Origin of the sequence: Rothia sp. HMSC065D02, assembly GCF_001815285.1 — a bacterium.
Lineage (GTDB): Bacteria > Actinomycetota > Actinomycetes > Actinomycetales > Micrococcaceae > Rothia > Rothia dentocariosa.
Genome location: NZ_KV820092.1, coordinates 1 through 26,941, shown reverse-complemented (window position 1 = coordinate 26,941; position 26,941 = coordinate 1). Strand labels below are relative to the sequence as shown.

The window sequence follows — 26,941 nt, the reverse complement described above, 5'->3', positions numbered from 1 at the left end:
AAGATATAGAGTACCAGCATCTTGAGTGCGACGGGAATTGCCACAAAGGCTTTTATGAGGTGTTTCGCACTGAGCCGCACGGTTTTATCGTCTATATGTGATGCGCATCCCGCCGTAAGCTCTCGCCGGGATGCGCCTGGGTATAGCGTTCGGTTTAGGGCGGGTAGTCCCCGCCGCCCGGTAGTTGCTTCCAATGCCACAGCCAGCCCACCCAGACAAGCTGCAGAAGGGCCCCGGAACCAATCAGCAGCCACCGGTAGGCGCGCGAAGAGGATATCGCCACGATGGGAAGCATGAGTGGAAAGAGGGGCAGAAGCAGCCGGAAAGTTGAAGACTGTGGGTTGAGGAAAATCAGTAGATAGGCGCCATAGCATGCGCACCAGAGGATGATGGGACTTGCGAGAACCCGTTTCACGAGCGGACTTGCCAGAAAGGCTGCATACCCCACGATCAGGAGCGGGAACAGGAGGATCGTGAAGTACCCGAAGTATGCTATACCCTGAGAAATCCAGGGTGCCACGGGTGCAAGATCGCCCTGGCGCCAGGCGGTTTCGGTGGCGGTGTAGGCATCAATACGACCGGTTATTTGCCAGGCGTAGATTGGCCAAATGAGCGCGCAGAAGCAGATGAAAAGGGCACTGCCAAGCTGCGGCAGGCTGCGTAAGAAAACGCTCTCGAATCCTTCTTGGTCTTCGCCACGCTGACGGCGCTGCTGCTGTGCCTTAGCCTCTGTAATCAGGCAGGCGAACCACCATAGCCCGGCGGTGGCACCCAAGGGTACTCCAACCGGGCGGGACAGGCATGCCAGGAGCGCGACGGGCATCATAAGCAGATACTGCTTGCGCATCATCAGCAGTAGAACCCAAACGAGAAATACGAGGTTTAAGGATTCGGCATAGGGCACTTGCAGCACCGGGGCAACCGGCAGAAATGCTACCGCCGCAACCGCCCAGAGCGCCAGATTGTGCCGTGAGGTTTTTACATCCTTCTGGTCTTCGGTGCTCGACGCTGCCTCAGATACCTTTTCGCCATGCGATTGGTCTCGGTAACCCACAATATTCAGGCTCGTGGTGAAGAGCAGGTAGATAACCCATGCGGCAGCGAACCCAGCCAAGAGCGCCACTGTAGCCGCTACCGGATAGTAACCGATCCCTGTGATCCGGTTAATACCGCCAGCGATCAGGGGGAATAGCGGGTAAAAGGCCCAGGGATTTTGCGCCACCGCTCCAGTGGAATCATAGGGCAGCTTACTCGGGTATCCGGATTGCGCTATCTGCCCGTACCAGCTGGAATCCCAGGTGCTAATGAAGGGAAGGTACCCCAGATGCTGGCCCCAGGGACCAAGCAGCTGTTGGTTGCCAACCACAGAAAAAATAATGAATCCCCAGACGCGGCTGAAAGCGTAAACGAGCATGACTTGCAGCCAAGCGGGAAGTCTTAGAAAGGCATCGCCCATGCGGCGCAAACGCTCCCCCGATGCTATATACAACCATGTGATATCGGCATTGAGGGTGGAGGTTTTTGAGGGGTTTTTATCCTCATCGCGGTTGGATGTGCTGGCAGGTTTAGCCTGTGCCGCCGGTTTGTTCGCTGAGCTCCAGGGAATAGAGGGCACGGTAGTGTGCTGTTTGGGAGTTTTGTCAGAGGGATTGTTCATCGGGAATGTTGGGGTAGAACCGGTGATGAGGTCAAGGTACTTTCGTCGCTTACGGACTCCCGAGGTGCCGTTTTATCCGCGAACACGTCTAGTCCATCCCGAGCGATATAGGTCGCTAACTTCTTGCCGGGGTATAGTCGCTGGCTGGTGAGGCCAAAAGTTCCCAGCAGGGTGAGGATCAGAACCACCACCGCCAGAAGCGTGATCAGGATGTTCATGGGATACCTTTTCGGTTCATGTTCGGTTCACTGGTCCTATGAGCCCTCAGATACGCCTGCCCTAGGAAACACGCGCATTTCTTAAGGCGTACCCAAAGTAGCTGCTGACCGCCGTTGCCTGCATACAATAACGCATCCAGCGGGTAAGCGGTGCATCGCGACTCATAGATTTACTCTATCTGTTCAGTCTAGCCTACCTGCCCGGCTGGCACAGATATTAAAGTGCGTATTTGTATCGGTGTGGGGTTTATCGGCTAGTCTTCGTCGACTTCGGTATGCAGCCAAAAAAGCAGATCGGTGTAGCAGCGGGTAAGCGCGCTGAAGCTCACGTGCTCGTTGTCGGTGTGAGCGAGGAGCGCATCGCCAGGACCAAAATTCACCGCGGGAATACCGATCTCGCTGAGCCGCGCCACGTCTGTCCACCCGTATTTGGGTTTGGGTTCCTGCCCGACAGCCGCGATGAGTGATGCCGCCAGCGGGGTATCTAATCCGGGCCGCGCCGCCGGAGAAAGGTCTACGAAGTCGAGTTCATAGCCGTCGAAAAGCTCAGTGACGTGTGCTTTTGCCTCATCCAGGGTCTTATTCGGGGCAAACCGGTAGTTAATGTGCAGGGCGGCAGCATCGGGAATAACGTTCCCGGCGACTCCTCCGGAAACCTGCACGGCGTTGAGTCCTTCACGGTACGCAAGCCCTTCAACCTCGTAGGTTTGCGGTTCGTAATCTTCCAGAACACGCAGCGCCCCAGCGAGCTTGTGGATCGCGTTTTCACCCTTCCAGGCACGCCCGGAGTGCGCCGCGAGCCCGGCGGTACGCAGGTAGAAGCGCATCGTACCGTTGCATCCGCCCTCAATAGTGCCATCGGTGGGTTCCAAGAGCACACCAAAATCAGCGTCAGTCAGAAGCTCACCGTGGTTGCGAATGAGCCGCGCCATGCCGGAAAGTTCGCTGGCGACTTCCTCATGGTCGTAAAACACATAGGTGAGGTTGTAGTCGGTATCGTGCTCACCCAGTTCTGCCGCCAATTTGAGCTGCACCGCAACGCCGCCCTTCATATCGGTGGCACCGCGCCCGTAGAGAATCCAGTCCCCGTTATCTTCAACAATGCTTGCGGGTACGGTTCCGAGCGATCCCGCAACCGTGGGCAGGGGCACGGTATCCAGGTGACCAGCCAGCAGAATGCGCGTGCGTTCCTCACCGTTGCGGGGGCCAAATTCGGTACGGGCTATCATAGCGTCACCATCGCGGGTGAGATGCAGATGCGGATATGCGCTGAGAGCCTCATAGACGGCGTCTGCAATAGTTTTTTCTTCCCCGGAGACCGAATAAATATCAAGGAGCGTGCGGGTGAGTTCGGGCATCGAAACGTTCAGATCAAGCGAAGTGGTCATCAAGGGGTCTTCCGTGGTTGCGCAACAGTCTTCGTGTTCAACCCTAGCATTTCAACCCGTGGGAGGCCGCGCGTTTTCCCTATACGGCGCCCGATAGCGCATCTATAATGGTGGGCATGTCTGAAAACCTATCTTCCGAATCCCGTTATGCTTCCGGCGTCGCACTGGTGAATGTCGTGGCTGCCGGGAACGAGGCTGGGACCGTACTCGACGCTTGGTTCCCCGCCCCCACGCTAACCCAGACCCCCGACCTTTCTCTCGCCGATGAGCTGGATGCGCTCGTCGCCGACCACCCCGAACGTAACGCCCGCACTGAGGTGCGCACTGCCTCCATCAACCTGGATGAGGCCCCCGAGGACGCGGTCGATGCTTACCTGCGCCTGCACTTACTTTCGCATACGCTGGTACGCCCGAACAGCATCAACCTGGACGGACTGTTCGGCAAACTGGCAAACGTGGCGTGGACGAATCACGGACCGGTACTCGCCAGCGAGTTTCAGAAACTTGCGCTGGGGCTTCGTAAGCTCGGGCCCCTGAGTGTGAGTCATATCGATAAGTTCCCGCGCTTGGTGGATTATGTGGTTCCCGCCGGGGTGCGTGTGGGCGACGGCGACCGCCTACGTCTGGGCGCGCATCTGAGTCCCGGTACCACGGTCATGCACGAGGGCTTCGTAAATTTCAATGCGGGCACCTTGGGTACGTCGATGGTTGAGGGGCGCATTTCCCAAGGCGTTGTTGTGGGCGACGGTTCCGATGTGGGCGGCGGCGCCTCTACCATGGGGACGCTCTCTGGCGGCGGCACGCAGCGCGTCTCGATTGGTGAACGTTCCCTGCTGGGTGCGGAGTCGGGTATCGGCATCGCGCTCGGCGACGACTGCGTGGTGGAAGCCGGTCTGTATGTGACCGCCGGATCGCGTGTGAGCGTGCTCATTCCGGGCGAGGAACCGCGCGTGGTCAAGGCCGCCGAGCTTTCGGGGGTCTCAAACCTGCTGTTCCGCCGCAATTCGGTCTCGGGTGCAATCGAGGTTCTGCCGCGTGCCAAGAACACCGTGGAACTCAACGATGCGCTGCACCTGAACTAATGCCGCTCCCCTAAATTTTTCACACGAAAAGTCGCCTATTGGTCTCATATGTTCGACCGGTGGGCGGCTTTTCGGCATAAAAAGTATTCACAAAAGTCACGCGGATCAGGGCTAAGTGATACAGATGGTTTTCAAACGTGAAATACGCGAAGAACCTCCAGGTCAGCATACCGGTAAGACGTACACAACACAGCCTCACAGGCCACGGAAAATCCGGCATGCGCATCGTGGGCGGGCTACTATATTAAGCGACGTTATCACGGGGTGAGCATTCACCCACACACCATGAGGAAGCACGGGCAAAGCCTCGCGCCTTCCGCGAAAGGACAATGATGAAGGTTCTCGTCACCGGTGGCGCCGGTTACATTGGTTCGCACACCGTTCTTGAACTCCTCAATGCAGGGCACGAGGTTGTCGTCATGGATAACCTGTCGAATTCCTCCGAAACTTCCCTGCAGCGTGTTGCCGAGCTCGCCGGTCGCGCGCCCGAGTTCCATAAGGTTGATCTGCTGGATTTTGAGGGCATGAAGAAACTCTTCCTCGAGATCCGCCCGGATGCGGTTATCCACTTCGCGGGATTGAAGGCAGTGGGTGAATCAGCAGAGAAGCCGCTGTGGTACTACCAGACGAATGTCGCCGGTACCCTGAACCTGCTCTACGCTATGGATGCCGCAGACTGTCGTTCTATCGTATTCTCATCGTCCGCAACCGTGTACGGTGAGCCCGAATCCATGCCGCTCATCGAGAAGCTGAATATGGATGCACAGTCCTGCTACGGCCGCACCAAGGAACATATCGAAGACATGCTCGTAGACTTGGCAGCTTCCGATGACCGCTGGAATATCGCTCTGCTGCGCTACTTCAACCCCGTGGGTGCGCATGAATCCGGGCGTATCGGTGAGGATCCTTCGGGTATTCCCAACAACTTGGTGCCATTTATCGCTCAGGTTGCGGTTGGCCGTCGCGAGTATCTGAACGTGTTCGGCAACGACTACCCCACCGTCGATGGCACCGGTGTGCGCGATTACATTCACGTCGTCGATCTTGCCGATGGTCACCTTAAGGCGCTGGATTACATTAGCGAGCACGGCGGTCTGCACACCTGGAACTTGGGTACCGGGAATGGCTACTCGGTGCTTGAGGTGCTGCATGCCTTCGAGAAAGCCTGCGGTAAAGAGTTGCCCTATAAGATCGTGGCGCGCCGCCCCGGTGATGTTGCTGTTTCCTATGCCGATCCTTCCTCGGCACTGGCTGATCTGGGGTGGAGCGCATCCCGAGATATTGACACTATGGTGCGCGATCACTGGAACTGGCAGAAAAATAACCCGAATGGTTACGATGCCTAGCCAACTGCCTCGTTAAGAGGTTCCTAAGTCGGGTGTCTTATGCAAACTTATGCATAAGACACCCGACTTTTATATTTTTAACTCTACGTAAGTACACCTGAAGTACAATAAAAACAACATAAAGTATTGCGTGAGTTTCATATATTTACATGGTATTTATTGCTTTTATATGGCTTCTATTTCGAGTCACCAAAACTATAACTATGCACAGAAGATAAATTTTTCAATAATTTTTACAGAAAACCCGGCAGCTGTTACATACCCGTTACAAACCTGACGTAAGCTAGAATCTCATTCGTTTTATGAAACCCACGTCATAGATGCATCTCACATGAAAGGGTTATCACCGTGACACAGGCATCTGCACCCGCAGAAAAACCACTCGTAGAGCTCAACGAGGTCAATAAATATTACGGCACCAACCACGTGCTCAAGAACATTAATTTAGCGGTCAATAAAGGCGAAGTTATTATCCTTCTCGGCCCTTCCGGTTCCGGCAAATCAACCCTCTGCCGAACCATCAACCGCCTCGAAACTACTTCCTCTGGCTCTATACATATCGACGGAAAAGAACTGCCCAAAGAAGGCCGCGAGCTCGCCAAGCTGCGCGCAGAAGTGGGTATGGTATTCCAGTCCTTCAACCTCTTTGCACACAAAACCATCCTTGATAACGTGACGCTAGGCCCGCGCCGCATCCGCAAGCTCTCCAAAGAGCAGGCCGAAGCCGAAGCTATGGAACTTCTCGCCAAGGTCGGGGTAGATTCCCAGGCCGAGAAAATGCCTGCTCAGCTTTCCGGCGGTCAGCAGCAGCGCGTCGCCATCGCCCGCGCTCTCGCCATGAAGCCCAAGGTCATGCTTTTTGACGAGCCCACCAGTGCACTCGACCCCGAGATGGTGAACGAAGTGCTCGATACCATGGTCTCCCTCGCCCGCGACGGCATGACCATGATCGTCGTAACCCACGAGATGGGGTTCGCCCGTAAGGCCGCCGACCGCATCGTCTTCTTGGCGGACGGCGAGATTGTTGAAGAAGCCACTCCGGATGAATTCTTCACCAAGCCTAAGAGCGAGCGCGCCCGCGACTTCCTCTCCAAGATCATCGACCACTAGGGGGGTGTGCCATGAAAAAATCATTCTTTAACCGCGCCGCCACCAAGTTTTTCGCCGCGAGTACCGCAGCTGCGCTTGCCCTCGGTTTCACGTTGACCGGGTGCTCCAGCGCCTCGGACTCTAAACCTAAGATTCGCATCGGCATTAAGTACGATCAGCCTGGCTTGGGCTACCAGGACGGTCAGGATTACACCGGTTTTGACGTAGATGTGGCGCGCTACATTGCTGGTAAACTCGGCTATTCGGAAGATCAGATCGAGTTCGTAGAGTCCCCCAGTGCTAACCGTGAGAATATGCTTTCCAACGGTCAGGTCGATATGATTCTGGCGACCTATTCCATTAGCGACAGCCGTAAGAAGAGTGTTGATTTTGCCGGTCCGTACTACGTTGCCGGGCAGGATTTGCTCGTACGCGCCGATGAAACGAGCATTACCGGACCCGATAGCCTGAACGGAAAGAACCTATGCTCGGTGACCGGTTCGACCAGCGCCAAAAAAATTCAGGATACCTACGCCAAAAACGTGAACCTGGTGAAGCAGAATAGTTACTCGGACTGCGTGGTCGCACTTAACGGCGGCGTGGTAGATGCGGTGACGACCGACGATATTATTCTTGCGGGTCTTGCCGCGACTAAGGCAAATAAGGGCAAACTCAAGCTGGTTGGCAAAATATTCACCACTGAGAAGTACGGTGTTGGTCTGCCTAAGGGTACCGATAAGTGTGAAGCCATCAATAAAGCTATTAACGAGATGGTAGAAGACGGCACCTGGGAGAACCTGGTGAAGAAGCACACGGACGGCACCGGCTACAGCTACAACACCGAAAAGAATCCGCCAAAACCTTCGGCGTCCTGCGCTTAGGCACGGAAGAGAGGAAAACGATGTCATTCTTTGACCAACTCGGCGCTCTCTTCGCCAAATACGATGTGGTGGGCGCGTTCTGGGTGAATATTCAGCTAACGTTCTGGGCCGCGATCGGGTCTTTCGTACTCGGTGCGATCCTAGCGCTGATGCGTATCAGCCCGGTCCCCTCGCTACGCTGGGCGGGTACGATCTATGTACACTTATTCCGCAACACCCCGCTGACGATTCTGATGACTCTAGCGTTACTGGGCGTGTGGACACAGTTTCAGCTGTCGTTCTCGACCGATTTTGAGACGAACTTCTTCGTGTACGCCGTGATCGTGCTGTCGATCTATCACGCATCTTTTGTATGTGAGGCAATCCGTTCGGGTGTGAACACGGTTCCCACCGGTCAGGCGGAGGCGGCTCGTGCCATTGGCCTCGGCTTCATGGATACTGCGCGCATGATTATTTTTCCGCAGGCGTTGCGCGGCTCCATCACTCCACTGGGCAATACGCTCATTGCGCTGGCGAAGAACACGACGGTCGCATCGGTAGCATCCGTTGCCGAAGCCTCAGGCATGATGAAGTCCATGATTGAGTTCGATGCGAATATGGTTTTAGCGATCTTCCTGATCTTCGCACTGGGATTCGTGGCGATTGTGGTGCCTCTAGGCATCCTGACCACCTGGTCCTCACGTAAATTGGCGGTGAAGCGATGAAATTCTTTAATTCTGATGTAACCACAAGCACCACTGTCCTCTTCGACGCTCCCGGCCCCCGTGCGAAGGCTCGCACCCGTGTCTTCAATATCGCGGCGATTCTGGTTTTTATCGCGTTCGCTGTCTATGTGCTGAGCGTGATGGGCGCTAAGGGCCAGCTTGAGGCAGAAAAATGGACCGACCTCTTCACCGCAAAAGCTTGGGGTTCCTACTACCTGCCCGGTCTGGTTTCAACCCTGCAGGCGGCGGGTATTTCGGTAATTACCTCTATCGCTTTCGGTGTTATCTTCGGCATGGCACGCCTGGCGCAGAACCGCGTGCTTCGCTGGTTCGGCACCATTGTGGTTGAGTTCTTCCGTGCCGTTCCGGTGCTGATGATGATGATTTTCTTCTGGCTGTTCCTCAGCAGGTTCAGCTGGATTAACCCCTCACAGCTGCCGTTCCTTGCGGTCGTGATCGGTTTGACCTTCTATAACGGATCCGTGATTGCAGAGCTGCTGCGTTCGGGTGTCAAACAGCTGCCGCGCGGTCAGGGCGAGGCGGGTCTAGCAATCGGGCTGACCCCCGGTCAGACCCTCCGCACGATTCTTATGCCGCAGGCTTTCAACGCCATGATGCCTTCGATGCTCAGCCAGTTCGTGGTGATTCTCAAGGACACCGCGCTCGGGTACATTATTTCCTACCCCGAGCTGCTGGCATCCGCACGACGCATCGGCTCGGGTGACGGCAACGTGCTGCAGACCCTTCTGTTGGCGGCGGCGCTCTTCGTCATCGTGAACTTCGCGCTCACGGCGCTGGCAACCTGGCTGTCCTCGTTCCTCGCCTCACGTACTTCCTCGAAGGTTCGCAAGGTGGATCTGGTTCCCGGCGAGGTCGATAACCCGAATCCGCCCACCCTCCAGATGTTCTTGCTCCCCGGCAAACGCAAATAATCGGGGGTGCGCATCCGGTATAGAAGATGCCCGGAACTTCCTGTATTGGAGGTTCCGGGCATCTTTGTTTCTCAGGCGGTATTTATTCTCTTACGGCATTTCCTATCCCAGCGCTCGCCGTAAGACGCTCGGATGCCTTCGCAATATCCTCATCGGATGCGGTCAGCGCAATACGCACATACCCGGCGCCGTCTTCACCGTAGAAGACCCCCGGTCCCGCAACGATTCCCAGCTTGGCCAAACGTTCGATAGACGCCCACGTATCCTCACCGAAAGTGGTCCACAGGTACAGCCCAGCCTCAGAGTTTTCGACGCGCCCGCCTGCGGCGGTAATAGCTGCGAGAAGCTCTTCCCGGCGCGCGCGGTACTTATTTTTCTGCGCTGCCACATGGGCTTCATCTCCCAAGGCGGCAATCAGCGCACGCTGCACGGGGGCGGGAACAATCATCCCGGCGTGCTTGCGGGAGTTGATAAGGTTAGGCATAAGCTGCGCATCACCCGCAATAAACGCGGCACGGTACCCCGCCAGGTTCGACTGTTTTGAGAGCGAATATGCGGCGAAAAGCCCGGTAAAGTCGCCGTCGCATACGCGGGGATCAAGAATAGAGGGCACCCGCTGACCGCCGCGAGCTTCATCCCACGCGCCCCAGCCGAGTTCCGCATAGCATTCGTCGCTGGCTACCACAGCGCCAATATCGCGTGCCTGCCGCACAATCTCGCGAAGCTCAGCAACATCACGCACCACGCCGTTCGGGTTGGCGGGCGAGTTCACCCACACCAACCGCACGCGCCTGCGCACATCTTCGGGCAGCTCATCAAGCGAATCTGCGGGCACGGACTGCGCGCCAGCGAAGCGCGCCCCTATATCGTAGGTTGGGTACGCCACGCGTGGGTAAACCACCACATCGCGCTCTTGAGTGCCGGGGTCAGTTCCTAGTCCCAGTAGAAACGGAAGCCACGCCACAAGTTCTTTGGAACCGACCGTGGGCATCACCTGGTCGGTGCTTAGCCCGGTGACCCCGCGGCGGCGTGCAAACCAGTCCACGATCGCCTGGCGCAGTTCAACAGTTCCGTGCGTGGTCGGGTAGCCGGGGGCGTCGGATGCTGCGGCAAGCGCATCCTGAATCAGCTGCGGGGTGTCATCGACCGGGGTGCCGATGGAGAGGTCTATAGTCCCACCCGGATGTTCGGCAGCAAGTTTGCGGTAGGGAATAAGGGTTTCCCAGGGGTATTCGGGTAGATCTAGACCGTAGGCACGCATGGTTCTCCTTGTGCGGCGTTGTAAACCGGCAGATACCGGCTGTTCTTTCGTGCGTAGTCATTGTATCGCGCGTTTGAGTGCTGAGGGTACGGCAAAGCCCCCGTTCCCAGCGTGCGAGATTCGGAGGCTTTAGCCTGTCTTAAGTTTTCAACGTAAGGGTGCGCCGAATGCGCCAGCTACTCCCCCTGCGGTGGTAGGGCGGCGATGAAGGGTACGTCTTTACCGGTTGGTCCCATCTTCGCGGCACCACCGGGTGAGCCGAGGTCGTCGAAGAATTCGGCGTTGGCGGTAATGTATTCGGACCATTCTTCGGGTACGTCATCTTCATAGTAGATAGCCTCGACGGGGCAAACGGGTTCGCAGGCTCCGCAGTCCACGCATTCATCGGGGTGGATATACAGTGTGCGGTCACCCTCGTAGATGCAGTCAACGGGGCATTCCTCAACGCAGGCGCGATCTTTCACGTCTACGCAGGGCAGTGCAATTACGTAAGTCATGGGTGCCTTTCTAAACCTAGCAGCGTGTGCCTGCCCTGTAATCCTGCAGGGTCGTCGTCCGGCGCACGTTATCACGAGGGTTATGACCTCGTGGAAGTCTGTGTATAAGTCTAGCTTGCACAGGGCATTTAAGCAGATTTTCGTGTCGTAGCAGACAGCCATAATACGACCCTTAGCCGGTATTTTTTAGGCTAGGCTTTCCTGCGAGCAAATATTATTTACCCTAGTCAAAGCCAAGAAATTAAAATAAATACTCTTGAAAGTTATATTCATCACAACATTTTTCGTGACGCCTCTATGTCATTCTTTAGCTTCATCACAGCTTATGGTGCAGTGCGCGAAGAATTATTAAGCGTTTGAGCTCGGCGCGCTTTCTCTTCGGCCCTGCGATGGCGCAAATGGACCTGCCGCGGGGTGTTATAGAAGGCGTTTCCTTCTTTGGTACGGGTAAAGACGAAAAAGGCAAGCAGAGAGATAACGGGCGTACCCAAAAGCCATAGTGTGCCGTATAAACCAATCGGCGGGTAGTCCGGGTTTACCAGTACGAAGGGCGAATCCGGGCGCATAAAGGCAAGCGCATATATCACCAGGAATGCGAAGGCACCGGTGATAACCGTTGCCCCGCCGCGACGTAGCGCGAGGGAAGCCCACAGCGATGCAAAAAATACGGTGGCGAAGCCGAACACGAGCCCGACAGGAAGCGGAGTTTCGCCCGTATACATGACCCAGGCGTGGTAGATTGAGCCCGCAATACCTGCGAGGGTTCCCAGAAGAATGCACGTTATCAGAAGCGATACGATGCCTGCCTGCGTGGGGGTTTCGGGAATTTTGCGCTGTGCGTTACCGTCGAGCAGGCGGTAGGTTTCAACCGCCGAAATTTTCTGCTCTACCTTGTTTGAGAATTCAAAGGTGGTGTCCCCGGTGACCACGATCTGCGTTCCGTGGGCTTTCATCGCTTCACGTTTGGCCTCGACTGAGCCGGTGATAGCGCATTGTTGGCGCGCATCCTGTTCTGAGAATTCTCCTTCAATACCCCAGGTCAGTATGGGGCGGTCGTTACTATCGCCCAAGATTTTGAGTGCTTCAAGCACAGCCTGGTGAGTGCGCACATGGTCGGGGTGCCCGTAGCCACCGTCGAGGTCATAGGTGATCAGAACATCAGGCTTAATATCGCGAATGGCATTAGCAATAGCCTCGGCCTGCGGGGCAATCGGCTGGGCGGTCAAGGAATCTTCACTCGCCTTCGGGTTCGCCACCGGTTTACCGTCTTTGCCCCACGCCATGCCGGAATCACGGTAGATGTTGAGCGCGCCCGGCGCCGTGGCGGGTTCCTCTCCCAGGAAGAAACGCTTGCGTACACCCAGCTTTGCCGTCGCGTTGTTGAGCTCAACGGTTCGGTACTCCCCCAGTGCCTCGCCGTTGTCGCTGTTGCCGGGTTTGCCCACTTCAAGATGCTGCAGCTTCGGCGGAATGACTTCTCCCATTTCGCCTCGGGTGAGGGTCAGCAAATGCACCTTGGCACCCTTCTTGGCGTAGTACGCCATCGTTGCGCCTGTTGCCGTGGTCTCGTCGTCTGGATGCGCGTGTACGAACAACATCACTGCCTCGGAGGGCGTGTAGCCGCTCGGCAGTAGGTCGCGTTTCGCGTTTTTCATCAGGTGTTCCCCCTGGGCGGGGTACTGCGGCGCGGAAGTTTCAGGCATAGTGTCAGGTGACCTTCTGTCAAAGAACAGTTCTTCTATATCTTAAACCACAACCGGGAGCGGTACGGTTATCGTGGCTTGTCATGAGGACAAACGCCCGTACTGCTCCCGGCGGTTAGCTATGCTTGTGTGCCCTAGTTGGCGCGGGCACGGCGGCGGAATTCACGCACGCGCTCGTTCGCATCCAGAATAACCTTGCGGATGCGAATAGCTTCGGGAGTGACTTCCACACATTCGTCTTCGCGGGCGAATTCGAGGCATTCTTCCAGCGTGAGCTTCTTGGGCGGGGTCAGATTCTCGAAGCTGTCTGCGGTGGAGGAACGCATATTGGTCAGCTTCTTTTCCTTGGTGATATTCACTTCCATATCGTCCGCACGAGAGTTCATGCCCACGACCATACCCTCGTATACTTCGGAGGTCGGTTCCACGAAGAAGGTGCCGCGTTCCTGCAGGTTAATCATGGCGTAAGGGGTAACCACACCGGCACGGTCGGCGATCATCGAACCGTTGGTGCGGTACTCAATATCGCCAGCCCAGGGTTCGGGGTCTATCGAGTACGACGACGAGATACCGGCGCCGCGGGTTTCAGTGAGGAACTGAGTGCGGAAGCCGATCAGGCCGCGCGCGGGTACCGCGAATTCCATGCGCACCCAGCCGGTGCCGTGGTTCGACATGTTCTCCATGCGCCCCTTACGTGCCGCCATCAGCTGGGTTACGGCACCCAGGTGCTCTTCGGGCACATCAATAATCATGTGTTCCATCGGCTCGTACAGTTTGCCGTCGATGGTTTTGGTGACTACCTGCGGTTTACCCACGGTCAGTTCGAAGCCTTCGCGGCGCATCTGCTCCACCAAAATAGCGAGGGCGAGCTCGCCACGGCCCTGAACTTCCCAAGCATCCGGGCGCTGGGTGGGCAGAACCTTGATGGAGACGTTACCGATAAGCTCGCGGTCAAGACGGTCCTTGACCTGGCGTGCGGTCACCTTCGCGCCCTTGACCCGGCCCGCCATCGGAGAGGTGTTAATACCGATGGTCATGGAGATCGCCGGGTCGTCCACCTTAATAAGCGGCAGCGGCTTGGGGTTTTCGGCATCGGTCAGGGTTTCACCAATGGTAATGTCTTCGATACCGGCGACCGCCACGATTTCGCCGGGGCCTGCTTCTTCGGCGGGAACACGTTCGAGCGCCTTGGTTGCCAACAGCTCGGAGATACGCACGTTCTTAATATCGCCATCTTGACGTGCCCAAGCGACGGTCTGCCCTTTCTTGAGGGTGCCGTTGAAGATACGCACGAGCGCCAGACGGCCCAGGAACGGCGAAGAGTCAAGGTTGGTCACATGCGCCTGCAGCACCTCATCAGGGTTGTAGGTGGGGGCGGGCACGTGCTCGATAATGGTCTTAAACAGAGGTTCCAAATCGTCATTATCGGGCAGGGCGCCGTCGGCGGGTTGGTTCAGCGATGCGGCACCGGCTTTGCCGGAAGCATAGACGACCGGCACATCGAGCACGCTGTCGAGGTCAAGGTCGGGCACCTCCTCGGACAGGTCCGATGCCAAGCCGAGCAGCAGATCCATCGTTTCGCTGACGACCTCGTCGATGCGCGCATCCGGGCGGTCCACCTTGTTCACCACCAAAATGACGGGCAGCTTCGCGGCGAGTGCCTTGCGCAGCACGAAGCGGGTCTGCGGCAGCGGGCCTTCAGAGGCGTCCACGAGCAGCACCACGCCATCGACCATAGAAAGGCCGCGTTCGACTTCGCCGCCGAAGTCGGCGTGTCCGGGGGTATCGATCACGTTGATGGTGATAGTTTCACCGTTCGCGGAGGGTCCATCGTAGAACACGGTGGTGTTCTTCGCGAGGATGGTAATGCCTTTTTCCTTTTCAAGGTCGCCGGAGTCCATCACGCGGTCTTCGACGTCTGCGTGCGCCGAGAACGCGTGGGTCTGCTTGAGCATCGCATCCACGATGGTGGTTTTGCCGTGGTCAACGTGTGCCACGATCGCCACGTTGCGCAAATCAGGGCGCGAAGCGGTGTTTTCAGACATGCGTAATTTTTCTCGCTTAAATCTAGGGAATACTAGGGGCACGCCGCGTTAGATGCGTGAGCTTAAATACGCAACGCGGATATCAGTGCGTGCATGCCCGAGCGTTCTCGTGCGGGCGCGCCAAAACGCGCCTCTGCCTCGGGCTTACCTATCCAGTGTACCACTTGCCCTAGTTTGTCTTGGGCGCAGGTTTTAGTCGGCTTCGACTCAGCACCCGGCATTTTTCTCGTGCAGCCAATCGTCCAGCATGCGGCGGGCGACCGCGTTCGTGCCAGGAAGCTCCAGTTTGGGCACTCCTTGTTTCTGGCGTATAGCTTCAGATTCGGTGATAGCCTGCGCCAACTCGGGCACGGTGAACCAGCGTGCGGCCCGGATTTCTCCATCCAGATGTTCCACGGGTTGGGTGTCATCGACCTTTACCCGGTAGCAGATCATGAGCGAGCGCGGGAAGGGCCACACATCGCTCATGCGGTAGTCAAGGTTGAGAGCCTGCAGCCCGGTTTCTTCATAGACTTCGCGGGCTACTGCCTGTTCCAGGTTCTCGCCGGGATCCACGAACCCGGCGATGAGGGCGAAGCGGTTTTCGTGCCAGAGCCGGTTATTCGCCAACAGCACCCGTTCGCCGTCGCGACTGAGGACGAGCGCCATAACCGCCGGTTCGATGCGCGGGAATACGAGCTCGCCGGATGCGGTGCGCCGCACCTGGCGTTCCCCGTCGATCAGCGCGGGATCTCCCGAGTACGCGGAATACTCCATTTCAAGAAGGTAGTCGCGCTTGGCAAGGGCGGCGGCGTAGCGGGCGCGCCCGGCGGGGTCTTTGTGCACGGGGTAGAAACGGAACCCGTTCTGCGATGCGGTGATGAGCGCATCCGTGTTAGTTCGGGAGAGATCTTCTGCGAGCGTGAGCAGTTCTTCATCCTCCAGGTAGGCTGCATGGTAATCGGTGCCTTCCCGGTCAGAGGGCTTTCTAAATTTAGGCTCCAGGCTGGTTTCGATGATGGTGTTTTGTGGCGCTTCGGGCAGGTAATGAACGGTTCCGTCACGGTTCATAAGGGTTTCTCCACGTCGAGAAATAACCAGGTAAAGATTCTGCTGCACGCTCATGGTTTCCACTCTACCGCATGCGGCCTTCACTCCCCCGCCTATGCGGCCTGATATGCCTAAAATCTGCCCGAAATCTGCGCACGTGATGCGCCCCCGCTCATCTGACATAAGCGAGGGCGTATCTCTGCGGTCTATTCACGTGCCTGGTGCTCTGGGGTTATGAACCTGAGCGCCCTTCCGGCTTCCACCCTGCGGCGAGAGCACGCTCATATATTGTCTCTGCGAGGGTATGTTCGAAGGCTTTGGTGAGGTGGTTAGTATCCGCGTACACGTATACGTTGCCGATGACCGAGCGGCATAGACCGTCCGGGCAGTAGATATCCTTCAAATCGAGCAGATAGGCTCCACGGTCTGCATATTTCTCGAAAATTGGTGCGGCGGGATTATCACCATATTTCTGCTCAATGGGTTCAGAACAGCTGCTCTTATCCCCCTGAGCCCTAATCGCACACACATACATGTCTTGAGCAAATCGCGGGTTATCGCGCAGACCGATCACCTGGATGCCCGCATCAGTGAAGACGCGCAGGGTTTCGTCGAGGTTGGGGTCTGCGGTCTCGGCATCAGCGCTTGTGTCGGTCGTGGTTGCGATAATCACTACGGTCGTCGGCTTAAGGCGCAGAATTTCTTCCGTGGCTTTCTGTGAGAACGCGATGCAGCGTTTCTTACGGTCGTTGAGATAGCCCTCGGGGGCTGCGAATGGGTAAGGGCATCCTGTCTCTAGAAGGTTCATCTGATTGGTGCCGGTGCGCTGGGCAATAGGCTCGAACGCAGCCGTCATCTGTAATGCGTGCGAGCTACCAACAACAATGGTGAGGGGTGCCGAATCGTCCCCATTCTGTTTGACGGCGCAGGATGTATTCAGAGATTCATGCACGGGGGTAAAGGGTGCGGGGCATCCCTCTCCCCAGTCAGCGAGCATGCCGTAGATGGGGATATCCTGCGGAATAGGCTTTGATACGCGCGACATTTGGTCCGTGCCGACTGCTCGGGCGCCTGGATATGTTGCCTCATCATTTTTCACCAGCTCTTCAGTATTCTGGATCACGGTTATATCGCGTTGCTGTGCCCAGGCGCGAACGCTCAGAACAGGAGCTCCGATCACCAGCAGAATCACGAGTACATAGGCGAGCTGATTCACCCAAAGAGTGGGGGTGAAAATCATGGTCACGCGCAGTTTTGAGACCGTTTTATCAAGAAATACGCCGGATCGGCTGCGCAGCGGCTTCTCGATATAGGTGCTCAAAACCCATGCCAAACCGATTGAAACGGCGATAATCACCGTGCCTTCCAGAAAATTCACGCGAGGTTTATTAACCGCAGCGCTGTAGAGCACGAGCAGGGGCCAGTGCACTAGGTACAGGGCGTAAGAAATATTGCCCAAGCTTTGCAACGGCGTGGAGACTAGCAGACGGTCGATCGCGAATTTATGGTCGGTGCGCCCGGCGATCATCACCAGCGCGCCGGAGAGCACGGGCCACAGCGCCAGGTAGCCAGGGAAAGTTCGTTCAACCGGTAAAACAGCGCCGCAGGTTACTAATCCCAGGGCGCCCACCCATCCCATTACCACGCGGGTTCTCACATGGCGAGGCTTCCATTTCAGCGTCATCGCCGCAAGCAGGGTACCAATCGCAAACTCCCACAGGCGGGTGCGGGTATCAAAATATGCGTAGGCGGAAATCTGCTTTGTCTCCCAGATTGAGAAGGCAAACGAGGTCATGAATACAGTGCCGAATACCGTTACCGCCGCGGGTACGGGCTTGAAGCGTACCCGATGCACGAGAAACGCAGCCACCGCGAAAAGTATCGGCCAGAGCAGGAAAATTTGTCCCTGAATCGAGAGCGACCAGAAATGCTGGAAGGGCGATTTATCGCTTATACCCTGGGCGAAATAATTGACCGCACCGTTCGCCAGGTTCCAGTTCTGGTAGTAAAACAGCGAGGCTTGGGCATCAACGGCGCGCGCGTTCCAATACAGCGCTGGCAAGATAGTTAAGGAAGCCGCAAGAGTCAGCACGATCACCACGGCTGCGGCAGGCAACAGGCGCGCGAACACATGAGTCCAGTAGGCCAGCAGGTTCAGCGCTTCGCCCTCGTTGATTTTCCGCATGAACGAGAGCGAAAGCAAGAAAGCCGAGATGAAGAGAAAAACATCCACACCGCCGGAGACTTTGCCGATCCATACGTGGTAAAGCACCACGAGAAGCACGGCGAAGGCGCGCAAACCCTGAATTTCGGGGCGGAATCCGCGAGATTCTAGGAACGATTCATACGGCGGGGTATGCTCTGCAGCGGGTACACGAATTCCCCGCAGCGGGTTTATAGGCATAAACAATATCCTGGAGTGAATGTGTGAGTTATGAGTGAGTTTTCATGATGCACAGCGCCGTCGAGAACTTCCACGCACGCTATGCAAAAAGCCAGCATCGCTCATGCCCGCATTACCGGATGCACCGAGGCAGGTCTATAAAGACGTCCCCAGTCTACCACCGGTATTCTCCCAAATGTACGCGCGTTTTCGTGTACATTTAGGGGACGGTTTGCTAACCCTTGAGGGCACCCTGAGGATTCGTAAAATCTCCCCTCCAATGCGCGCCGTTCATGGGATAATGCCTGGCGGGAATTATGCACCGCACCCAAACGTTGTGGTCACCAAAAGCGCAAGAACGCGCAAAACCTTCAGGTAAACGCCTGTATAAAGGTGACATCACCGGGTTGAAAGAGAGAAAATAAGAACCATGACTATTACGAACCCGACGACCACCAGCGCGTGGTCAGCACTAACCCAGCACAAAGCATCGCTCACTCCGAATTTGCGAGCCTGGTTCGAGCAGGATCCTTCCCGCGCCCAGAAATTTAGTTTTGATGCCGCAGACCTGCATGTAGACCTCTCGAAGAACCTCGTCACCGAAGAGACCGTGCAGCTTTTGCTCAAACTCGCCGAAGAGGTGAACCTCGCCGAACGCCGCGATGCTATGTTCACTGGCGAACACATTAACGTGACCGAGGACCGCGCGGTTCTGCACACCGCGCTGCGCCGCCCCAAAGGCTACTCCCCCGCCCTCATTGTTGATGGGCAGGATGTCGATAGCGATGTTCACGCCGTTCTGAACAAGATTTACGCTTTTGCCGATCGTGTGCGTTCGGGCGAGTGGACCGGCGTGAGCGGCAAGCGCATCGAGACCGTGGTGAATATTGGTATTGGCGGTTCTGACCTTGGTCCCGTGATGGTGTACGAGGCGCTTAAGCCTTACGCCGATGCCGGGATTTCCGCACGGTTCATCTCAAATATCGACCCGACCGATGTTGCCGAAAAAGTTTCTGATCTTGACCCCGAAACTACCCTGTTCATCGTTGCTTCGAAGACCTTCGGCACCCTAGAAACCCTGACCAACGCTCGTGTGGCACGCGACTGGCTGCTCACCGCGCTTGGCGAGGCGAACGCCCTGCAGGGAAAAACCGCAGAAGAAGCCGTGGCTCAGCACTTTATCGCCGTTTCAACCGCGCTCGATAAGGTTGCTGCCTTCGGCATTGACCCCGAAAATGCCTTCGGCTTCTGGGACTGGGTAGGCGGTCGCTACTCCGTAGACTCGGCGATCGGTACCTCGCTGGCCATCGTCTTCGGCCCGAAGGTATTCGAAGAATTCCTCGCGGGCTTCCACGCCATGGACGAGCACTTCCGCACTGCGCCCTTTGAAAAGAACGTGCCCGTACTCATGGGCTTGCTTAACGTATGGTACGTGAACTTCTTGGGTGCCGAAACCCACGCGGTTCTACCCTACGACCAGTACCTGCACCGTTTTCCCGCCTATCTGCAGCAACTTACCATGGAGTCCAACGGTAAATCCGTGCGCGCCGACGGTTCCTTCGTGGACTACTCCACGGGCGAGGTTTTCTGGGGCGAGCCCGGCACCAACGGTCAGCACGCTTTCTACCAGCTTATCCACCAGGGTACCCGCCTTATCCCTGCGGACTTCCTGGCCTTCGCCAACCCAGCTCACCCCACCAAGGATGGCGAGCAGGATGTGCACGAGCTCTTCCTCGCAAACTTCTTCGCACAGACTCAGGCGCTCGCCTTCGGCAAGACCGAGGATGAGGTACGTGCCGAAGGTACCGCCGAGCATGTGGTAAACGCCCGTATCTTCAGCGGCAACCGTCCTTCGACCTCTATCATGGCCTCCCGCCTGACCCCGCGTGTGCTGGGCGAGCTGATTGCCCTCTATGAGCACATCACCTTTGTACAGGGTATCGTGTGGGGTATCGATTCCTTCGACCAGTGGGGCGTCGAACTCGGCAAGAAGCTGGCGCTCGATCTGGTGCCCGCTATCAAAGGCGACCGCGAGGTTCTGGCACGCCAGGATTCTTCGACCGCATCCCTGATCGACTACTACCTTAAGCACCGCAAGTAGCAGTGCCCTAGGCTAATATGCGCGGTGCCCCCGATGAATCTCTCATCGGGGGCACCGCGTTTTAACCGCCGCTTTCACTCGTCTTCCCAGTTCTACGGCATGAATGAGCCTACATAACCTTGAGGGTGTCGCGCACCAGCTCCACCACGATGCGCGCAACCACCGCCTCAGGCAGAGTCGGCACCGATTCGCTCTCTACTCCCCCAGCATCGGTATGTGCAGTAAGCGTTGTCTGTGCGTCAGAGGGCTCATGATCGACTTGCGTGGCGGGAATATGCACAAACCCCGCAGGAATCCGCCGCCCCTGGCGTTCCAGAATACGGTGTACCTCATAAAATACGTGGTTGCACACATAAGTTCCGGCGGTGTACGAAATCTCAACCGGTAGCCCCACACCACGCAAACGCTCATAGCTTGCCCGCACCGGCAGGGTCGAAAAATACGCTTCGCGTCCATCCGGGGTAATCGCCTCATCCACACGCACCACACCGTCATTATCCTCAATATCGGCGGAATCCAGGTTGATAGCAACCCTCTCAAAGCTCACCTTATCCCGCCCGACTGCCACGCCCAAGCTGAGCACCGCATCTGGGCGAATATCGGTCAGCATCTCCCCTAAAGCTTCTGAAGAACCCGCATAGCTCACCGGAACCTCACGGGTTACAACCCGTACCGCAGATTCGTCGGCAAGTACATCAGCCACCTGCCGCGCTGTTACCCCGCTCGGGTTCACGCTCACGCCGGGAAACGGGCCGAAATAGGTGATGAGAAGGGTCTTTGTCATCGTTGTCCTTTACACGTCGTCGGGTACCCTAGAGGTATGGCACGCACACACCGTCACAAAGAAGAACCCGTTTTTCTTCTCCAGGATACCCCCGATGCCCTGCGCGAAATCGGCGTTGATGATGAGCAGGAGGCGCTAGCCGCTGTTCGTGAACCCGCACAGGCGTTAGAAGGTGCCTCGTTCCTTCAGGCGGTGGGGCGGTTTTACCGCTTCTACACACTCGGTCGCGGGCACGCCAGCCGCTCCGAAGTGCTGTGGGCATTGCTCTATTTGACACTCACCACTGGCGCGGTATTGGGGTTGACGGTCTATCTGGGCATGCTCTCAGAAGACCCTCACATGGAGTCCCTGATTAGGGTTCTCTATATGCTTATGATGACGCTCACGCCCGTATGGATTATTGTGCATATTCTGCCGCTTTCTTCGCTTCTGAGCAGGGCGCGCGGTAAAAACTAGACGCGTCCACGCCCCCTACCGACGGGTGATGCAAAAACGCCCGCAGCGCTCAGGCCACGGGCGTGTAAGTAGTTGGTTTCTCCAGAGCTTCCGGGCTATTTCCCAAGCACCTTCATAAGCTCTTCGGGAGTGTCAACAACAATCAAACGTTCCAGGTATGAAGGGCGCAAAAGCTCAGTGCTAGCCATATATTGCATCGCCTCAACGAGCTTATCCCAGTACCCATTAACATTCAGGAGCGCCACAGGCTTCGTGTGAATCTTGAGGAATTGCCAGCTAAATACCTCGAAAAATTCTTCCAAGGTTCCGGGGCCACCGGGCATCGCAACGAAGGCGTCGGCCTTATTAATCATGGCGATCTTACGCTGATGCATGGTATCGACAATATCGAGGGTTGTCTGCCCGGGGTACACGCCCTCCCACTCCACGAGCTGGTGGGTGACCACGCCGTAGACTTTGCCGCCCGCATCCAGGGTCGCGCCCGCGACGGTTCCCATCAGACCGGTGCGTCCGCCTCCATAAACTACCCCCACGCCACGTTTTGCGCACAGGGTTCCCAACTCACGGGCGCAGGCGGCAAAATCGGGGTCATTGCCCATAGTAGCGCCGCAATACACGGCAAGGTTAAAACTATCTCTCATGTTCTGCTTCTTTCATCGGATGCGTTCATACACGCGACGGTGCGCGGAACGCGTGCGTCAACGTAAAATTTTTACGGGTGATTTATCCCTATGCACCCTACCGCCCCCGCGCAGCCGAGCGCAAGCCTTATCGCTCATATCGCGCATATTTTCAGCGGATTCACAGCGGCACCGATGGCGTTTCGCCAGGACTTATTCTGCAGATAAGCGGGAATATACACTCAGTGTTCAGAGGTGCCTGATCGGTATAGTCCGCTGCGGGGTCTACCCAACGTAATTCAGCAATTTCGGCATGCGGGCTCAGCTGCTCAAGTATCTTTTCCTCTTGCGGATGCGGCATATATTCAAAAGTTTCGGCACGTACCACGAATCCGCTTTCGTTCAGGGCGGGGGCGTCAAACTTGCCAAGGTACACCATCTGGGCAGGATCCGGCGCAAATCCCAGCTCTTCAGTAACCTCACGCACCGCCGTATGCAAGGGGCTCTCCCCCGCATCGGGTTTACCTCCGGGCATCATAAACCCGTGTGAGGCGGCTTTACGCACGGTCAGTACGTGCCCGGCGTGATTGCGGATTACCACTGCAGAAACATGCACAATTCTCTGTGCCGTATCAATTGCTGAATGTTCATCAACCATCTTTCTACAGTAGCTTATGTACAGCGCGTATCAGCCAAAATTTCAGAGGCTCTTCAGCCGGTCTATGAGGTAATCACGCAGAATGACCGCGTGGTTGCAGGTAGGGCTCTTAGCGCCGTACAAAAGCGTAACGCGAGAGGACTGGAGCTTCTGCGCACCCGCAACCATACGCTCAAGCTCGGGGTACACCTCTGAATTACTGTCAAGCTCGTTCAGATAGCGTTGTTTGAAGGATTCAAAATTCTCTGGTTTATGCCCAAAATCTCGGCGAGCCTCCGTCGAAGGAGCTAAGTCCTTCGCCCATTCATCAAGATGAGCCTTATCTTTTGAGACTCCGCGCGGCCAAAGCCTATCAACGAGTACCCGGTATCCGTCATCCGGGGAAGGCTCTTCATATATGCGCTTAATAACTATATCCATAGTGCCAATCCTACGCCGGAGAATCTGTCTGGTACACCTAACGTTAAGATAGGTGACCCGCCAGGATATGTACATTATCGATGTATGACTACATGCTCTATATATATGATATTTTTCCGGACGAAAGTATTTTCTAATTTTATTGTGGAGTATATATAAAAATTTTCATCATCAAAAGAAAATACTGCCACGTCTAAATCCCCAGCTTTAGTGCGTTCACATCAATTCCTGCACGGGCAGGCTTAGACCCCCGCCGTGCCTCTACCCTAAACACGCTACGGGGGTCTTATCCTAGCTTGAGCATTCATGTCTGTGCTTTTTCCCAGAGGGCACATCCCCTGAAAACAGTGAGTGCTTCAAACGAATCTATACATCCCCGACGATACCTTACGGGGTATTCTCATAGAGCGCTCACATGAGGCTTAACCGATCGTAAACCTACGAATGCACGAACCAAAGGTCAGGAAGCTTCATATCGTACATAAGAGAAGGTTCACAATAGTGAACGTTCTATGTCTTTACAAACATACCCTGCTCACAACACGGAGGTAAAGCATTTCGGGCAAACTTTATTATATCTTTATATTTACCCACGGAGTTGAAACATATATACCGTTAAAAAATGGTACTACCGCATAATAGTTTACCGTGAAACTCTTTATCAAAATGTGATTTTATAGCAATAAAACCCGCCGGGGAATAACCTCACGATATTCCTCCGGCGGTCTTTTTATTGATAATTCCGTTCGCCGAAATTACTTGCTCGTTTTAACCTCAAGACCCGAGACATCCACCTGTTCCAGCGGAATCAAACGGTCGCGGGTTACGATAGCGTGAATAGCCCAAACTGCCACAAAGACCGGCAGGCCTATATATGAGCTCATCACGCCCACCCAGTCTCCCGCAAGGATCGCCTCGTAGTTCTGCCCACCGATCACCAGCAGACACATAATGAAGGCAATAATCGGCCCCACCGGGAAGAAGGGCGCCGTATAGGGAAGGTCGTTAAGGTTATGCCCCTGCCGCATATATGCACGGCGGAACCTATAGTGTGCCACCGCGATACCAACCCAGGTAATGAAACCGGCTAGACCCGAAACATTGACTAGCCACAGGTAGGCCGCATCCGGCGAAATAACGGAGGCGATAAATCCGATAGCTCCCACGGCGGAAGTTGCCATGAGAGCGGGCATCGGCACGCCCCCCTTATTGACCTTCGTGAAAATCTTGGGGGCTTTGCCCTCCTGCGCGAGTGAGAACAACATGCGTGCCGAAACATAGAGACCCGAGTTACCTGCAGAGAGCACGGCGGTAAGAATCACGGCGTTCATTGCTGCAGCGGCGAAGGCAATACCGGCTCGCTCAAAGATAAGGGTGAAGGGAGAAATGTTAATATCGCCTTCGGCTGCGGTGAGCAGATTCGGATCGGTGTAAGGAATAAGGAATCCTATAATCACCATGGCGCCGATATAGAACAGCATGATGCGCCAGAACACACTGGTGAGCGCGCGCGGCACATCGCGACGGGGGTTCTTGGATTCTCCGGCGGCAATACCGATCATCTCGGTACCCTGGAAAGAGAACCCAGCGACCATGAAGATAGCGAAAATAGCGACGGGCCCGCCCACAAAAGGAGCTTCGCCTGTGGTCCAGTTTGAGGTACCCGGTGATGCACCTCCGAGAACCCCGAAGATCATCGCGATTCCCGCGATCAAGAACACGATAACGGTGACCACCTTAATAGTGGCAAGCCAGAATTCGCCCTCACCGTAGGCTTTGGCAGAAAGAGCATTAAGCCCCGTCAAGAGAACTAAGAAGATGCCCGCCCACACCCACGAGGGAGTTTCAGGAAGCCAATACTTCATCACTTCCCCGACCGCTACAAGCTCGGCCGCGACGGTGATTGCCCAGTTAAACCAGTAGTTCCACCCCATGGCAAACCCGAAGGATGATGAAACGTAACGTGTTGCGTAGGTTTGAAACGAACCTGGGACGGGCAGATGCGCTGCCATCTCACCCAGAGACTGCATGAGGAACAGCACCATAATACCGATCAGCCCGTAAGCAACGATAGCGCCGCCCGGCCCGGCGGTAGAGATAGTTTTGCCGGATGCAACAAACAGACCGGTGCCGATAGCGCCGCCGATGGCGATCATCTGCATATGACGTGCCGAAAGACCGCGTTTCAGATCAGTATCTGCAGCAGCATCACTCGCATCCGATGCTGACGAAGACTGTTGTGAAGTTTGTGCCATTGTTTTCTCTCTATTCTGAAACTTCCCAGATATGCGGGTGTCACACAGCCATCAGCTTTCTCCTGGTGTTCCCTCAATATCTAAGCCGGAAGATCTTATGTGCGTATCCTCTGAAGAAACGCCGTTACGGCATCCTGAAGTATTTCTAATGATGCCTAAATTTTTCTAATCAAGCTCTAATACTACATCTCTCATACGTGCTACGCCACTTCGAAAGCTGTATGTGCACTGCTCCCATCTAGGCAATAACCGTCTTTACGCACAAAAACGGGGTGGATACCTCATGAGAGAGATACCCACCCCGAATTTGTAACCTCTATAACGACAATTCGTCGTTAATTAGGCCTTGTTGCGGCGAGTCAACAGAACCACAAGTCCGGTCATCAGGGAGAGCAGACCCAGCCCAGCGGCGAACAGAACGCCACTGACACCGGTGTGTGCCAAGCTTCCTGACTTCTGGGAGCTCGCGGAGCTACCGTTGTCTGCCTGAGTGGCCTGGTTAACAGCTGCGTTGCCGCCGCCGTTCACCTGTGCGGAACCGCCGTTGCCGTTATCGCCAACGAAACCGGCGCCACCGCCATTAACATTGGGAGCATTGCCGACGAGGCCGGCGCCGCCACCATTGTTATTCTCAGAACCGTTGCCAACAAGACCGGCGCCGCCACCATTAACATCTTCAGAAGCATTGGTGTTCACGGCCTCGCTACCGCGGGATACCGCGCCAGCGTTGAGGTCAATATCGACATCGTTGCTGATGGTCACAGTACCCTGATGCTGGGGAGCCCGGTTGTCACCGGTCTGACCCAAACCACCCCGACCGTTGTCGGAATCGTTATCAGCAGTCAGGCCCAGTCCGCCATGATCTTGATGACGCTGCTGCTCCTGGAGGATTTCGCCTTCAGAAGTGCGAGTATAGCTCTCGCTCAGCTGACCGAACTGTGCACCCTGGCTTTCGCTTCCGGTAGCCTGTCCAGTTTCGGTGGTGGTGTTGCCACCAACCTGACCGAGACCGCCCTGACCAGTGGTGTCAGGAGCTACCGGCTGCGGGGTATCGCCAGTCTGACCCAAACCGCCCTGACCGTTAGGTGCGGGCGTATTTCCAGCATTACCTGGGGTGTTAGGAGCGTTATCGCCTACCCAACCAAGACCGCCGTGACCGTTAGGTGCAGGCGTTACGGCATTATTTTCCCCAGGAGTTACCTGAAAAAAATTACCGCCGCCTTGGAAGCAGTCGTCACCGCCGTTGTCCCACTGACCCCATCCGGGAACGGTTGCGCCAAAGTCCCAGCCACCTTGGTAGTGACCGTTGAGGTTGAAGTCACCTTCGTAGTAGCCGCCGCCACCGATGTTCCAGTCGCCACCACCCTTGTTGTTATCGGGGAGGCTGGGATCGGGGGTGCCGGGCTGACCAGGCTGACCGGGCTGGCCGGGC

The 26,941-nt window shown here is 56.1% G+C and carries 22 protein-coding genes and 1 pseudogene; 8 read left to right on the top strand and 15 right to left on the bottom strand.

Translation table 11 applies throughout. The features are described 5' to 3' along the window. Window positions 1-154: 154 nt before the first annotated feature. The 3 genes from HMPREF3016_RS07705 to dapE form a co-directional block, all read right to left on the bottom strand. Entirely contained in the window at window positions 155-1,657 is a 1,503-nt protein-coding gene (locus HMPREF3016_RS07705; RefSeq protein WP_070661889.1) for a hypothetical protein, read from the bottom strand. Further along, window positions 1,654-1,875: a hypothetical protein gene (locus tag HMPREF3016_RS07700; RefSeq protein ID WP_004005119.1), complete on the bottom strand. Its 222-nt coding sequence runs from the start codon at window positions 1,873-1,875 to the stop codon at window positions 1,654-1,656. Before HMPREF3016_RS07700 ends, HMPREF3016_RS07705 begins: the two co-directional genes overlap by 4 nt. A 254-nt stretch (window positions 1,876-2,129) precedes the next feature. Further along, entirely contained in the window at window positions 2,130-3,263 is a 1,134-nt protein-coding gene (dapE, locus tag HMPREF3016_RS07695) for a succinyl-diaminopimelate desuccinylase (RefSeq protein WP_004005120.1), read from the bottom strand. 107 nt (window positions 3,264-3,370) lie between these two features. On the opposite strand from dapE, the gene dapD reads away from it, so the two are divergent. The 6 genes from dapD to HMPREF3016_RS07665 all read left to right on the top strand — a co-directional run bounded on the left by dapD (window position 3,371) and on the right by HMPREF3016_RS07665 (window position 9,297). Further along, window positions 3,371-4,345: a 2,3,4,5-tetrahydropyridine-2,6-dicarboxylate N-succinyltransferase gene (dapD, locus tag HMPREF3016_RS07690; RefSeq protein WP_070741484.1), complete on the top strand. Its 975-nt coding sequence runs from the start codon at window positions 3,371-3,373 to the stop codon at window positions 4,343-4,345. A 332-nt stretch (window positions 4,346-4,677) separates the two neighbouring features. After that, window positions 4,678-5,691, top strand: a complete 1,014-nt coding sequence (galE, locus tag HMPREF3016_RS07685) for a UDP-glucose 4-epimerase GalE (protein WP_070741481.1) — start codon at window positions 4,678-4,680, stop codon at window positions 5,689-5,691. A gap of 348 nt (window positions 5,692-6,039) precedes the next feature. Then, window positions 6,040-6,801: an amino acid ABC transporter ATP-binding protein gene (locus HMPREF3016_RS07680; RefSeq protein ID WP_004005123.1), complete on the top strand. Its 762-nt coding sequence runs from the start codon at window positions 6,040-6,042 to the stop codon at window positions 6,799-6,801. A gap of 11 nt (window positions 6,802-6,812) precedes the next feature. Next, the gene (locus tag HMPREF3016_RS07675; RefSeq protein ID WP_070741478.1) at window positions 6,813-7,661 is read left to right on the top strand and encodes a glutamate ABC transporter substrate-binding protein; all 849 of its coding nucleotides are present in this window, start codon (window positions 6,813-6,815) and stop codon (window positions 7,659-7,661) included. Between the two features lie 20 nt (window positions 7,662-7,681). Then, window positions 7,682-8,365, top strand: a complete 684-nt coding sequence (locus HMPREF3016_RS07670) for an amino acid ABC transporter permease (protein WP_048754175.1) — start codon at window positions 7,682-7,684, stop codon at window positions 8,363-8,365. Next, window positions 8,362-9,297 (top strand): amino acid ABC transporter permease, encoded by a 936-nt coding sequence (locus tag HMPREF3016_RS07665; RefSeq protein ID WP_013397487.1) that lies wholly within the window; start codon window positions 8,362-8,364, stop codon window positions 9,295-9,297. Before HMPREF3016_RS07670 ends, HMPREF3016_RS07665 begins: the two co-directional genes overlap by 4 nt. Before the next feature lie 82 nt (window positions 9,298-9,379). Here the strand turns inward: HMPREF3016_RS07665 and dapC are convergent, their stop codons facing one another. The 6 genes from dapC to HMPREF3016_RS07635 form a co-directional block, all read right to left on the bottom strand. Then, entirely contained in the window at window positions 9,380-10,558 is a 1,179-nt protein-coding gene (gene dapC / locus HMPREF3016_RS07660; protein ID WP_070741475.1) for a succinyldiaminopimelate transaminase, read from the bottom strand. Window positions 10,559-10,734: 176 nt separating this feature from the next. Beyond that, window positions 10,735-11,055 (bottom strand): ferredoxin, encoded by a 321-nt coding sequence (gene fdxA / locus HMPREF3016_RS07655; RefSeq protein ID WP_004005129.1) that lies wholly within the window; start codon window positions 11,053-11,055, stop codon window positions 10,735-10,737. A 323-nt stretch (window positions 11,056-11,378) separates the two neighbouring features. Further along, window positions 11,379-12,758, bottom strand: a complete 1,380-nt coding sequence (locus HMPREF3016_RS07650) for a PIG-L family deacetylase (RefSeq protein WP_070741472.1) — start codon at window positions 12,756-12,758, stop codon at window positions 11,379-11,381. Window positions 12,759-12,892: 134 nt separating this feature from the next. Then, window positions 12,893-14,803 (bottom strand): translational GTPase TypA, encoded by a 1,911-nt coding sequence (typA, locus tag HMPREF3016_RS07645; RefSeq protein WP_048752998.1) that lies wholly within the window; start codon window positions 14,801-14,803, stop codon window positions 12,893-12,895. A 207-nt stretch (window positions 14,804-15,010) separates the two neighbouring features. Next, window positions 15,011-15,907: an NAD(+) diphosphatase gene (locus HMPREF3016_RS07640; protein ID WP_070741470.1), complete on the bottom strand. Its 897-nt coding sequence runs from the start codon at window positions 15,905-15,907 to the stop codon at window positions 15,011-15,013. 157 nt (window positions 15,908-16,064) lie between these two features. Next, window positions 16,065-18,236, bottom strand: coding sequence for an acyltransferase family protein (locus HMPREF3016_RS07635; protein WP_070741467.1), 2,172 nt, complete (start codon window positions 18,234-18,236; stop codon window positions 16,065-16,067). A 409-nt stretch (window positions 18,237-18,645) separates the two neighbouring features. Here HMPREF3016_RS07635 and pgi point away from each other — a divergent pair, with 409 nt between their 5' ends. Then, window positions 18,646-20,316, top strand: coding sequence for a glucose-6-phosphate isomerase (gene pgi / locus HMPREF3016_RS07630; RefSeq protein WP_070741464.1), 1,671 nt, complete (start codon window positions 18,646-18,648; stop codon window positions 20,314-20,316). Between the two features lie 109 nt (window positions 20,317-20,425). Here the strand turns inward: pgi and HMPREF3016_RS07625 are convergent, their stop codons facing one another. Beyond that, the gene (locus tag HMPREF3016_RS07625; RefSeq protein ID WP_070741460.1) at window positions 20,426-21,100 is read right to left on the bottom strand and encodes a pyroglutamyl-peptidase I; all 675 of its coding nucleotides are present in this window, start codon (window positions 21,098-21,100) and stop codon (window positions 20,426-20,428) included. A gap of 36 nt (window positions 21,101-21,136) precedes the next feature. On the opposite strand from HMPREF3016_RS07625, the gene HMPREF3016_RS07620 reads away from it, so the two are divergent. Beyond that, the gene (locus HMPREF3016_RS07620; RefSeq protein ID WP_048754168.1) at window positions 21,137-21,556 is read left to right on the top strand and encodes a hypothetical protein; all 420 of its coding nucleotides are present in this window, start codon (window positions 21,137-21,139) and stop codon (window positions 21,554-21,556) included. A 95-nt stretch (window positions 21,557-21,651) separates the two neighbouring features. Here the strand turns inward: HMPREF3016_RS07620 and HMPREF3016_RS07615 are convergent, their stop codons facing one another. The 5 genes and pseudogenes from HMPREF3016_RS07615 to HMPREF3016_RS11080 all read right to left on the bottom strand — a co-directional run. Next, on the bottom strand, window positions 21,652-22,197 hold the full coding sequence (locus HMPREF3016_RS07615) for an LOG family protein (RefSeq protein ID WP_004005139.1): 546 nt from the start codon (window positions 22,195-22,197) through the stop codon (window positions 21,652-21,654). A gap of 160 nt (window positions 22,198-22,357) precedes the next feature. Continuing rightward, a complete protein-coding gene (locus tag HMPREF3016_RS07610; RefSeq protein WP_048753008.1) occupies window positions 22,358-22,834 on the bottom strand; it encodes an NUDIX hydrolase in 477 nt (158 codons plus the stop codon). Window positions 22,835-22,876: 42 nt separating this feature from the next. Next, window positions 22,877-23,254 carry a DUF488 domain-containing protein gene (locus HMPREF3016_RS07605; protein WP_004005141.1) on the bottom strand — a complete coding sequence of 126 codons (378 nt, stop codon included), beginning with the start codon at window positions 23,252-23,254 and terminating at the stop codon, window positions 22,877-22,879. 755 nt (window positions 23,255-24,009) lie between these two features. Beyond that, entirely contained in the window at window positions 24,010-25,509 is a 1,500-nt protein-coding gene (locus HMPREF3016_RS07600; RefSeq protein WP_070741457.1) for an amino acid permease, read from the bottom strand. Window positions 25,510-25,848: 339 nt separating this feature from the next. Then, window positions 25,849-26,941, bottom strand: a pseudogene (locus HMPREF3016_RS11080) (hypothetical protein); the annotation flags it as partial.

Excerpts from the sequence above, each read along its gene's own strand:
- HMPREF3016_RS07670 (WP_048754175.1), top strand. The coding sequence starts at position 7,682 with ATGTCATTCTTTGACCAACTCGGCGCTCTCTTCGCCAAATACGATGTG.
- dapC (WP_070741475.1), bottom strand. The coding sequence starts at position 10,558 with ATGCGTGCCTACGGTCTAGATCTACCCGAATACCCCTGGGAAACCCTT.
- HMPREF3016_RS07665 (WP_013397487.1), top strand. The coding sequence starts at position 8,362 with ATGAAATTCTTTAATTCTGATGTAACCACAAGCACCACTGTCCTCTTC.
- HMPREF3016_RS07705 (WP_070661889.1), bottom strand. The coding sequence starts at position 1,657 with ATGAACAATCCCTCTGACAAAACTCCCAAACAGCACACTACCGTGCCC.
- dapD (WP_070741484.1), top strand. The coding sequence starts at position 3,371 with ATGGTGGGCATGTCTGAAAACCTATCTTCCGAATCCCGTTATGCTTCC.
- typA (WP_048752998.1), bottom strand. The coding sequence starts at position 14,803 with ATGTCTGAAAACACCGCTTCGCGCCCTGATTTGCGCAACGTGGCGATC.
- HMPREF3016_RS07620 (WP_048754168.1), top strand. The coding sequence starts at position 21,137 with ATGGCACGCACACACCGTCACAAAGAAGAACCCGTTTTTCTTCTCCAG.
- HMPREF3016_RS07625 (WP_070741460.1), bottom strand. The coding sequence starts at position 21,100 with ATGACAAAGACCCTTCTCATCACCTATTTCGGCCCGTTTCCCGGCGTG.
- dapE (WP_004005120.1), bottom strand. The coding sequence starts at position 3,263 with ATGACCACTTCGCTTGATCTGAACGTTTCGATGCCCGAACTCACCCGC.
- HMPREF3016_RS07640 (WP_070741470.1), bottom strand. The coding sequence starts at position 15,907 with ATGAGCGTGCAGCAGAATCTTTACCTGGTTATTTCTCGACGTGGAGAA.
- HMPREF3016_RS07600 (WP_070741457.1), bottom strand. The coding sequence starts at position 25,509 with ATGGCACAAACTTCACAACAGTCTTCGTCAGCATCGGATGCGAGTGAT.
- HMPREF3016_RS07650 (WP_070741472.1), bottom strand. The coding sequence starts at position 12,758 with ATGCCTGAAACTTCCGCGCCGCAGTACCCCGCCCAGGGGGAACACCTG.
- HMPREF3016_RS07610 (WP_048753008.1), bottom strand. The coding sequence starts at position 22,834 with ATGGTTGATGAACATTCAGCAATTGATACGGCACAGAGAATTGTGCAT.
- HMPREF3016_RS07635 (WP_070741467.1), bottom strand. The coding sequence starts at position 18,236 with ATGCCTATAAACCCGCTGCGGGGAATTCGTGTACCCGCTGCAGAGCAT.
- HMPREF3016_RS07675 (WP_070741478.1), top strand. The coding sequence starts at position 6,813 with ATGAAAAAATCATTCTTTAACCGCGCCGCCACCAAGTTTTTCGCCGCG.
- HMPREF3016_RS07605 (WP_004005141.1), bottom strand. The coding sequence starts at position 23,254 with ATGGATATAGTTATTAAGCGCATATATGAAGAGCCTTCCCCGGATGAC.
- pgi (WP_070741464.1), top strand. The coding sequence starts at position 18,646 with ATGACTATTACGAACCCGACGACCACCAGCGCGTGGTCAGCACTAACC.
- HMPREF3016_RS07615 (WP_004005139.1), bottom strand. The coding sequence starts at position 22,197 with ATGAGAGATAGTTTTAACCTTGCCGTGTATTGCGGCGCTACTATGGGC.
- HMPREF3016_RS07700 (WP_004005119.1), bottom strand. The coding sequence starts at position 1,875 with ATGAACATCCTGATCACGCTTCTGGCGGTGGTGGTTCTGATCCTCACC.
- fdxA (WP_004005129.1), bottom strand. The coding sequence starts at position 11,055 with ATGACTTACGTAATTGCACTGCCCTGCGTAGACGTGAAAGATCGCGCC.
- galE (WP_070741481.1), top strand. The coding sequence starts at position 4,678 with ATGAAGGTTCTCGTCACCGGTGGCGCCGGTTACATTGGTTCGCACACC.